The organism is Salinicola halophilus (assembly GCF_003206155.1).
Classification (GTDB): Bacteria; Pseudomonadota; Gammaproteobacteria; order Pseudomonadales; family Halomonadaceae; genus Salinicola; species Salinicola halophilus.
The window spans coordinates 1344981-1354622 of the sequence record NZ_PZJV01000001.1; the positions used below are offsets into that span (position 1 = coordinate 1344981).

10 protein-coding genes are annotated in these 9642 nt (G+C 63.5%); 4 read left to right on the plus strand and 6 right to left on the minus strand.

Translation table 11 applies throughout. The features are described from left to right. On the minus strand, positions 1 to 897 hold the full coding sequence (locus tag DOM33_RS06085) for a LysR substrate-binding domain-containing protein (protein WP_162617913.1): 897 nt from the start codon (positions 895 to 897) through the stop codon (positions 1 to 3). 137 nt (positions 898 to 1034) lie between these two features. On the opposite strand from DOM33_RS06085, the gene DOM33_RS06090 reads away from it, so the two are divergent. Both DOM33_RS06090 and DOM33_RS06095 read left to right on the plus strand, forming a co-directional pair. Next, positions 1035 to 2123, plus strand: coding sequence for a quercetin 2,3-dioxygenase (locus tag DOM33_RS06090; RefSeq protein WP_110666752.1), 1089 nt, complete (start codon positions 1035 to 1037; stop codon positions 2121 to 2123). Positions 2124 to 2181: 58 nt separating this feature from the next. Continuing rightward, positions 2182 to 3093, plus strand: a complete 912-nt coding sequence (locus tag DOM33_RS06095; RefSeq protein ID WP_162617914.1) for an alpha/beta hydrolase — start codon at positions 2182 to 2184, stop codon at positions 3091 to 3093. 132 nt (positions 3094 to 3225) lie between these two features. Here the strand turns inward: DOM33_RS06095 and DOM33_RS06100 are convergent, their stop codons facing one another. From DOM33_RS06100 to DOM33_RS06110, 3 genes are all read right to left on the minus strand, one after another. Beyond that, complete coding sequence (locus tag DOM33_RS06100; RefSeq protein WP_110666756.1) at positions 3226 to 3702, minus strand: LabA-like NYN domain-containing protein; 477 nt, start codon at positions 3700 to 3702, stop codon at positions 3226 to 3228. 189 nt (positions 3703 to 3891) lie between these two features. Further along, a complete protein-coding gene (locus tag DOM33_RS06105; RefSeq protein WP_110666758.1) occupies positions 3892 to 4923 on the minus strand; it encodes a methionine synthase in 1032 nt (343 codons plus the stop codon). Beyond that, a complete protein-coding gene (locus tag DOM33_RS06110; protein WP_110666760.1) occupies positions 4920 to 5933 on the minus strand; it encodes a DUF1852 domain-containing protein in 1014 nt (337 codons plus the stop codon). Before DOM33_RS06110 ends, DOM33_RS06105 begins: the two co-directional genes overlap by 4 nt. 378 nt (positions 5934 to 6311) lie before the next feature. Between DOM33_RS06110 and DOM33_RS06115 the strand changes: the two genes are divergently transcribed. Then, positions 6312 to 7436 carry a lactonase family protein gene (locus DOM33_RS06115; protein ID WP_162617915.1) on the plus strand — a complete coding sequence of 375 codons (1125 nt, stop codon included), beginning with the start codon at positions 6312 to 6314 and terminating at the stop codon, positions 7434 to 7436. Positions 7437 to 7531: 95 nt separating this feature from the next. On the opposite strand, the gene DOM33_RS06120 is transcribed toward DOM33_RS06115, so the two are convergent. Continuing rightward, positions 7532 to 7693: a type 2 periplasmic-binding domain-containing protein gene (locus DOM33_RS06120; RefSeq protein ID WP_204352616.1), complete on the minus strand. Its 162-nt coding sequence runs from the start codon at positions 7691 to 7693 to the stop codon at positions 7532 to 7534. A gap of 17 nt (positions 7694 to 7710) precedes the next feature. Then, positions 7711 to 8313 carry a glutathione transferase GstA gene (gene gstA / locus DOM33_RS06125; protein WP_110666763.1) on the minus strand — a complete coding sequence of 201 codons (603 nt, stop codon included), beginning with the start codon at positions 8311 to 8313 and terminating at the stop codon, positions 7711 to 7713. A 125-nt stretch (positions 8314 to 8438) separates the two neighbouring features. Here gstA and DOM33_RS06130 point away from each other — a divergent pair, with 125 nt between their 5' ends. Beyond that, entirely contained in the window at positions 8439 to 9317 is an 879-nt protein-coding gene (locus DOM33_RS06130) for a LysR family transcriptional regulator (RefSeq protein ID WP_110666765.1), read from the plus strand. The last annotated feature ends 325 nt before the right edge of the window (positions 9318 to 9642 follow it).

Consider the following 9642-nt stretch of genomic DNA (forward strand, 5'->3'; position numbering starts at 1 on the left):
TCACCGCCCGTCCATCTCAAACGGTAGCCCGTCGAGCACCCGGCGAAAGGCGAGCACGGCGGGGCCTGGCTCATTGCGTCGCATCATCAGCGTGACATCGAGTTCCAGATCGACGTCGGCCAGCGTTCGATAGACCACCCCCTCTGGAAAGCGGGGCGCGAGGATCGACGAGACCAGCGTCACCCCGAGCCCCGCTTCGACCAGGCCCAGGGCAATTACCGGACTTCGCGCCTGCATGCCGATCACCGGCGAGTACCCCAGCGCTCGCGCCATCAGATAGCCACCCTCGTCGTCGTGCTCGCCCACGTAGCCAATGAAGCGCTCATGACGAATGTCCTCCGACGTGAGCGTCTCGCGCTCGGCCAGCGGGTGTGCGTGGGGTAGCGCCAGCCGCAGCGGGAACGCGGCCAATCGGCGCTGGTCGAATTCGGGGTCCGGCGTCAGGGAGAGCATCGGGCCGAAAGTGGCATCCAGACGGTCTTCGCGAAGTGCCGTCTGCTGACTGTGCGGATGCAGCTCGCTCACCTGCAGTTCGATATCGGGACAGGTCGCCTGAACCGCTTTCACGACGCGACCGAGGACGCCCGCGTAGAGCGCACTGGCGGCATAGCCAAGGCGTACGCTGCCGAGGACGCCGGCCGCCGTCTGGCGAATCACCTCCTCGGCGTGCGTTACCTGCTCGAGAATTCGCCGCGCCTCCGGCACCAGGGCCCGCCCGGCGGCCGTCAGCCGGACCTGACGGCGGTTACGATTGAAGAGCTGCGCGTCCAGCGTCGACTCCAGCGCCTTGATCTGCATGCTGAGCGCCGGCTGAACGATGTTGAGCCGCTCGGCGGCGCGGCCGAAATGCAGCGTCTCGGCGACCGCCAGAAAATAGCGCAGATGTCGTAACTCCACTCCCCCTCCCTGCTCACTCTCTCGCATGTTCCGATCAATCTGAGTGATCACAGATGGCAAAACAATCTATTTCACTGAAGTCTGCGGGCTGACTATCCTCCCGGCGATCATCGGAATACGGCAAGAGGAGTTTCGGCATGTCTCAGAACACTACCCCCGACTCGCAAGACACAGGTCCGGTCTCCGGCCCGGAAGCGGCGCTGCTGGCCAACGGCACGCTGCCCGGTCGCGAAGCGCTCTACGCGCTGCGCGATGGTGAGGGTGAATTTTATCGGGTGGGCGGCCAGGTCGTGACGCTGATCGCTCGCGGGCAGGAGTCCGGCGGGCAGTTCGAGGCGGCCGTCGTTACCGGTGGCAAGGACGCCTACCTCCCGCCCCACTCGCATGCCGAGAGTGACGCCGCCTTTCTGGTGCTCGACGGTCGCGTGGAGTTGCTGATCGACGGCAAGCGCTACCTGCTCGGCCGGGGCGATTACGCCTACGTGCCCGCAGGTACGGTTTACGCCCATACGCTGATCGACTGGCGCACCCGCTTTCTGACCTGGACCACCGGCGAACGCGTCGCCGCCATGTACCCGGCCCTGGGCGTTGCGTTCTCGCGCCCGGTTCAACCGGAGAACGCCGACGTCTCGCTCGACGAGGAGCGCCTGCGCGCCGCCGAAGCCGCCGCCGACGTCACCTTCGTCGAGGTCACCATCCCGGATACACCCGCGGCACGTGTGACCAACGATCAGGTGCCGACCGAAAAGATCTCCTATGTGCTGGCCGCCGGTACCGGCGAACGCCTGGTCGCCGCCGAACAGCTGTTCTCATTCCTGCAGACCCAGGCCTCCAGCGGCGATCGATTCATCGCCATCATGAACGAGGGGCCCAAGGGCGAGGCGATTCCGCCGCACTACCACCGCGAGCACACGGAGAACTTCTTCTGTCTGGATGGCCACATGACCATGTGGGTCAACGGTCAGGAGGTGAAGCTCTTGCCCGGCGACTACCTGCAGGTGCCCGCGCATCATGTCCACGCCTACCGGCTCGATGCCCCCTACACCCGCTTCTTCGGCTGGCTGGTGCCGGGTATCTTCGAGCCCTTCTTTCGCTATCTGGGCGAACCCTACGAGGGCCATGTGTTCCCGTTGAACCCGCCCGCCTTCCGTTTCGACCGCGTGCTCGAGCATCTCGACGAACTGGATCTGCAGCCGCTGGGCCAGGGCAACGGACCGGCGACATGAACCGATGCCGGGCCATCGTTCAACGCAACGACATGCATCGATTCTCGAGGAGTGCCCCGTGAAAACCGTGCTGGATGTCACCTACACCACGATCGACGAGGTAGCGCTCGAGGCCGACCTCTATCTGCCCGAGCGAGATGCCAAGCCACCGGTGATCCTCTTTCTGCACGGGGGTGGCTGGAGATTCGGCGATCGCAAACTGGCCCCGGATCTGTCGCGCTTTTTCGCCCGCGAAGGATTCGCCATGATCAGCATCGATTACCGTCTGTCCGGTCAGGCGCCCTTCCCGGCGGCGGTCGAAGACGTCAAGACCGCCATTCGCTGGGTGAAATCCGTCGCCGACACCTACGGCTTTGACGCCGAGCGGCTCGGGCTATGGGGCTCCTCCGCCGGCGCGCATCTGGCGACGCTGGCCGTCACCGCTGGCCCCGAGCGATTTCGTGGCAACGAGTACGGCGAGTTCGATGAACAGGTGCGAGCGGTGGTCGATGGCTACGGCCCGACCGACTTTCTGCAGCAGGATGCGTTCCGCGACCCCGACGGCGCACCCTCTGATGATCCGGAATCCATCCAGATGCCGCCGGGCAAGTTCAGCGCCGATGCCGATTCGATGGAGTCGCTATTCATCGGCGCGCCGATCGAGGAGGCGCCGGACCGCGTGGCTGCGGCCAACCCCATCACCTACGTGGAACCCGGTCTGCCACCGATGCTGATTCTGCACGGCCTGAGCGATACCGCCGTGCCATGGCAGCAAAGCCGGCTACTGTTCGACGCGCTCTCACGTACGGACAACCCGGCCACCCTGGGGCTGATCGAAGGCCTGGGGCACGGCTTCTTCAATCGCAACGCGCTGGACGATGACGGCCCGCGGACGATGCATGTCTCTCGAAGTGACGCGCCGGAGCAAAAGAGTGTCGAGCGCCACGAGATATTCGCCCACGTTGCCGAGTTCTTTCGCTCGACGCTGTAGTGGCCTTTGCGGCGAGACAGATAGCCTTCGCGGCGAGACAGATGGCGTTGGCGGCCACCGGCGCATACGGGCCAGGTGAGTGCTTAACCGAGTGACGAGCCCAGGCGGAGTCAACCGGGCCAGGCCAACGATTCACCCCAGCAGCAGATCGCCCTCGATGGGCACGAACTCGCTCGCCGCCCGAATCAGCGAATTGGCGGTGAGCCGGGGCACGCCGTAGACCTCGACGCGCTTGTCATGCACCTCGCGAATCTTCTGCGCCAGCAGGTCGAAGTCGCCGTCGCCGGAGACCAGTACGATGACGTCCGCTCGCGCCGCGTATTCAATGGCGTCGAGCGTGATGCCGACGTCCCAGTCACCCTTGGCGGAGCCGTCCGCGCGCTGGATGAAGGGCTTCAACTTCACCTCGAAGCCGATCGTGCGCAGCGTGTTCTGGAAGCCGCGCTGCTTGGCGTCGCCCTTGTCGGTGGCGTAGCAGCGGGCAGTGAGCACCTCGCGCCCCGCCGTCGCCTTGGTCCAGAACCGGCGATAGTCGAAGTGCCTGCCGTAGGCTTCACGCGCGGTGTAGTAGACGTTCTGGGTATCCACGAAGATGGCGACGCTGGTCATGGCGAGGTTTCCGGCAGGCAGTAAAGCGCCGGCCCGATGGGCCGGCGCTGTCTCGAGAGGCTGTCACCCTGCACCCGATACGTCTCGAAAGATACCCCGCAAGGATGCCTCTCGAAAGATAGCCGGCGACAGGCACGTGACGCTTCCCGCCCGGCGAGGTGCGCGTCGGGCCCCGCTTTCTGCCGAGCCTCAGCCTGCCTGGAGTTCGCGGCGAACGATGGCCGCGCCGGCGCTCAGAGCCTCGAGCTTGGCGCTCGCGATACGCCGGGGCAACGGCGTCATGCCGCAGTTGGTGCAGGGATAGAGCTTGTCGGCGTCGACGAACTGCAGCGCCTTGCGCAGCGTGTCGGCGACCTCTTCCGGCGTCTCGACGGTCTGGGTCGCCACGTCGATGGCCCCCGCCATGACCTTCTTGCCACGGATGAGCTCGATGAGCTCCATCGGCACGTGGGAGTTCTGGCACTCCAGCGAAACGATATCGATGTTGGACGCCTGCAGCTTGGGGAACGTCTCCTCGTACTGGCGCCACTCCGACCCGAGGGTCTTCTTCCAGTCGTTATTGGCCTTGATGCCGTAGCCGTAGCAGATGTGCACGCCGGTCTCGCACGTCACCCCTTCGATGGCGCGCTCCAGCGCCGCGATGCCCCAGTCGTTGACCTCATCGAAGAAGACGTTGAATGCCGGCTCGTCGAACTGAATGATATCGACGCCGGCGGCCGCCAGCTCCCTGGCTTCCTCGTTGAGGATCCGGGCGAATTCCCAGGCGAGCTTTTCGCGGCTCTTGTAGTGGCCATCGAAAAGCGTGTCGACCATGGTCATCGGCCCCGGCAGCGCCCATTTGATCGGCCGGTCGGTCTGCTGGCGCAGGAACCGGGCGTCGTCGACGAACACCGGTTTTTCACGCGCCACCGGCCCCACGACCGAGGGCACGCTCGCCTCGTAGCGATCGCGGATCTTCACCGTCTGGCGTTTCTCGAAGTCGACGCCGCTCAGGTGCTCGATAAACGTGGTGACGAAGTGTTGGCGGGTCTGCTCGCCATCGCTGACGATATCGATACCCGCCCGCTGCTGATCGGCCAGCGTCAGTCGCAGCGCATCCTGCTTGCCCTCGATCAGGGCGTCACCTTCCAGCTTCCAGGGCGACCAGAGGGTTTCGGGTTCTGCCAGCCAGGCGGGTTTGGGCAGGCTGCCCGCCGTCGACGTGGGTAACAATGTTTTCATGAAAACGCGACCTTGTTCCTGGATTGATCGACGGCGCCGTTGGCGGACCACCGCTCGAAGACGTGCCGATAGGGCTTGATGAAGTGTTCTTCGGCGAACTTCCCCTGCTCGACGCCCAGCCGGCTACGCTCTTCCCGGTCGTAGACCACCCGCGTCAGTGAATAGTCCGCGTGCTCCAGACTCGGGCGATAGCACGGCCCCGCCGGCGAATTGGCGTTGTAGATCTCGGGCCGATAGATCTTCTGGAACGACTCCATCGTGCTGACGGCGCTGATCAGCTCGAGGGTCGTGTAGTCGGTGAGTAGATCGCCGGCGAAATAGAACGCCAGCGGGGCGACCCCGTTCGGCGGCATGAAATAGCGCACCTCGAGCCCCATCTTGCCGAAGTAGAAGTCGGTCAATGAGGCGTCGTCGTTTTGGTATTCCACGCCCAGCACCGGATGGTGATTGTCGGTACGCCGATACTGCTTGCTGCTGGAGACACTGAGGCAGATGACCGGCGGCTTGCCGGCGATGCCTCGATACGCCTCGGAGTCGATGAAGCGTCTGAAGAGCTGGCCGTGGAGATCGCCGAACCCTTCCGGAAGGCCGAATTCCGCGCGATCTCGATTGTGCTCGGCCAGACGCACGCTGAAGTCGTAATCCCGCACGTAGGAGGAGAAGTTGTTGCCGACCATGCCCGCGAGGCGTTTGCCCGCCTGCTGATCGACGATCGTCGTCTTCAGCACCTCGATGGCCGGAAACCGATGCTGCCGTTCCTCGGCGCCTACCTGGACTTCACCGGTGACGATCTCGAGTTCCAGTGCGTAACGATCCCCGTTCGGGTTGTCCCACTGCGCCAGGCTATTGAAGCGGTTATCGATCATCGTCAGCGCATTGCGCAGATTCTCACGACGCCGCTCCCCGCGCGCCAGATTGGCGAAATTGGTCGTGGTACGCGTGTCTTCGGCGGGACGGTAGTCCTCGTCGAACGCGACGCTGCGGACGGTAAACGTAAAATCCTGGCTCATCGTTGGCGCACACCCTGATCACGGGGATCGATTCCGACTCCACTTCAGGAATCGATCCGCTTTGTCTGGTTCTTTCTCTCACCGACGCTTACCGCGCCGGTGACCGAAAAACATTGGGCTCTTTATGACAGAGCCTCTGCATGAGGTGTAGTGATTTAATTTCACCGCAACGTGAGCCACGTTCATCGACCGCTGCGCGGCGTGACTGGTCGCCTCTCGCGGCAGGGTCCTCAGCTTAAGGTCGCGTTGTGGAATGGCGGGCAGCGGCCTAGTTTGACTCGCAGCCTCACGGTTGCCCGTGTTACCACCCGGCGTCTCGCCGCCATGCGCCGAAGAGGCCCACACGCTATCGCCGAACAAGGAGGAACAATGCCAAGGATGATCACACGAGCCGCGGTCTGCCTCACGGGTAGTGCCCTGCTCGCCGCCTGTCTGAGCGCCCAGGCGGCGACCTACGTTTATGTCTCCAACGCCGACGACGGCGTCATCGCAAGCTATACGCTCGACCGCGACAGCGCGACGCTGACGCCGCTGACCACCACCGAGGCGGAAGCCTCGGTCATGCCGATGGCACTCAGCCCGGACCGTCAGCATCTCTACGCCGGCATCGGCAGCGAGCCCTACCGCGTGCTGACCTACCGCGTCGACCCGGAGAGCGGCGAGCTGACGCGCGACGGGAGCGGGTCACTGCCCTCTTCCATGGCCTACATCGATACCGACGAGAGCGGCAACTATCTGCTCGGCGCCTCCTACTCGGCCGACAGGGTCAGCGTCGGCCCCATCGACGCCGACGGCGTGGCCGGGGATTCGACACAGACCGTCGACACCGGCCGGCGTGCCCACGCCATCCAGACCTCGCCGGACAACCGCTTCGCCTTCGTTCCCGTGCTCGGCGACGACCGGATCGCCCAGTTCCGCTTCGACGCCGACTCGGGCGAACTCAGCGCCAACGAGCCCGCCACCGTGGACACGCCGGAAGGCACCGGGCCGCGCCATTTCCGCTTCGCCCCGGATGGCCGCCATCTCTACGTGCTCGGCGAACTCACCGGCGCCGTCACCACCTACGCCATTGATGCCGACGACGGCACGCTGACGCGCCAGGGCACCGTCGAGGGCGTCCCCGAGGCGCTCGATCTGGCCCACGGCATCCCGCGGGAAGACATCCCGGACGGTGACGAGACCCTACGCATCTGGGCCGCGGACATTCAGGTCACCCCGGATGGGCGCTACGTCTACATCTCGGAGCGCACCAGCAGCCTCATTAGCACCTTCGAAGCGGACCCGGCGACGGGCGAGCTGACCTACCAGCGCAGCCTGCCGGTCGAGATCCAGCCCCGTGGCTTTCGTATCGACGACACCGGGCGCTACATGGTCGTCTCCGGCCAGCTCGACGGCGAACTGGGGCTCTACCGTATCGATCCCGAGAACGGCCGGCTGGAGAAGGTCGACAGCGCCGCCACGGGAGACAACGCAAACTGGGTCGAGATCGTCTCTTACGACTGAACGACGACGGGGAACGTTGGCGCTGGCGGGCGCCATTGCCGCCTGCCAGCGCACCGACGGATCACCTTGCGTTCTTGCCCAGGAGGCCTCACGCCTTAGCGATAGTCGCGAACGTGGTCGATCAGCGCGCGCAGTTTGGGCGTGACGGTGCGCCGGCTCGGGTAGTAGAGCGAGAAGCCGGCGAAAGGCGGCAGCCAGTCATCCAGCAGCGTCATCAGCTCGCCGCGCTCGATGTAGGGCCGGAACGTCTCTTCCATGCCGAAGGTATCGCGCGTCACCCCTCTTCGGCTTTCAAGGCGGCACGAACCGCAGGTCTCTCACCAATTCGCAGCCAGTAAATTGCCATGGACGGCCAAGCGTCCAAGCCGATATCGAAGAAGCGACACCACCCAAGCACCGTATAGAGATAGGCATCCGCAATGCCGAAGCTCTCCCCCATCAGGTATGGCTGGTTTCGAAGCACGCTTTCGACGTAGTCGAAACGCTTGGCGACCTTGTCACGGAACAGGGCTTGCGCCACCGCGGGTAACGCCTGATTGAACAGCGGCGCCAGCCCGGCATGGATTTCGCTATTGATGAAGGCCAACCACTCCTGCAGCCGGTATCGGTCGATCCCTTTCGCGGAGGGCGCAAGGTTCGTTGGTGCGGCCCGATCTACGAGATAAAGCAGAATGGCCGGCCCCTCGGTCAGAATGGCCCCCTCCTCTAGCGCAAGCGCTGCGACATAGCCCTTGGGATTGATGGCAAGAAAGTCCTGCCCGTCTTCCGTTCGCTTGGTGCGGTTATCGACACGGATCAATTCGAAGGGTAAATCCAGCTCCCGCAGGACGATATGAGGCGATAGCGAGCAGGTATCAGGGGCGTAATAGAGTTTCATGCAGGCATCCACAGTGAGAAAAATGGCTCGATAAGCGCCATGGCCGAACGGGCTCAGTCTGTGGCTCGCCCTGATTCACTGTAAAATTAATGCCTCATCGACAACCTATTAGCTGAGCTACTACTTTGCTGAACCTTACCCACTGGCGTTTGGTGGTCTCCATTGCTGACACGGGCACCATTTCTCAGGCAGCCGAAAACGTCGGCATGACCCAGTCAGGAGCCAGCCAGGCACTCGCACAGCTGGAAAAGCATCTGGGCATGAAGCTCTTTTCGCGCTCGCATCGCCAAATGGTGGTCACTGCCTTTGGCGAACAGGTGGTCGAGCAGGCTCGTAACATGCTCATGCATCACTGCGCTATCCGCGATCTGGCGAACAGGCTTGGCGGGCCCGGAAGCGCTCGGCTCAAACTGGGCAGCTTCCCGTCGATCATTTCGACGCTACTGCCGAAGATCCTTCGCAGTTTTCACCAGCGGTATCCGGATATCGAGGTCGTGGCGCTGGAAGGCACCGATGAAGAGGTCGAAGAATGGCTCGATCATCAGCACATCGATTTCGGCGTCGTGCTCAACCCCGAACCGGCGCGCCACGCCATCGTACTAGGCCGTGATGCTTGGGTGGCCTTGTTGCCGACAACGCATCCCCTATCGCGTCGCTCGACTCGCCAGGGAGTCGACCTTTCCGAGCTGGTGCATGAACCGTTCATCCTCGCGACCGGCGGTTGCTCGGTGCATGCCCAAAGTCTCGCCCGTTCGCGCTCGCTGGAACTGACGGATATTCGCGTCAGCGTCCAAAGCTGGGACAGCGCCTGCGCGCTGGTAAGAGAAGGTATGGGCATTGCGCTGGTGCCTGAATCCCTTCTGCCGGAGCAGATGAAAGGGCTTCGCGCACTTCCGCTGTCGCCGTCTGTCGATCGCACCTTCGGATTGGTTCGGTCAACGGACACGTCAGTGAACAAGGCTGCTGACGCTTTCCGGCAGCATGTGAACGTGGTAAAGAGTTAGCCGCCCATCCATTCGCGTTGATTCATGCCACCACCATCGTGATCCTGGCGTTGGCTAGCGCTCGCTTCACGTAGGCTTTTCACAGATCTTCCGTGTTCAAACCGACCGTAGTTTGCACGACTGTCACGCCCATGAAGTAGACGTCGGCACGGATGCGCGACCGCGCCTGCACGACCGCCTATGCCCAGACCGCGCTGGGCCTCTGAGGGTAATCGACGTGCTAGTGAGCAAAGCCGGCATCATATCGCTCTCCCCGCTTTTCGCCGCCAAACTGGACGAGTGGGAGCGCATAGGTCGATATCAACATCAAAGAGGGGCAGAGGGG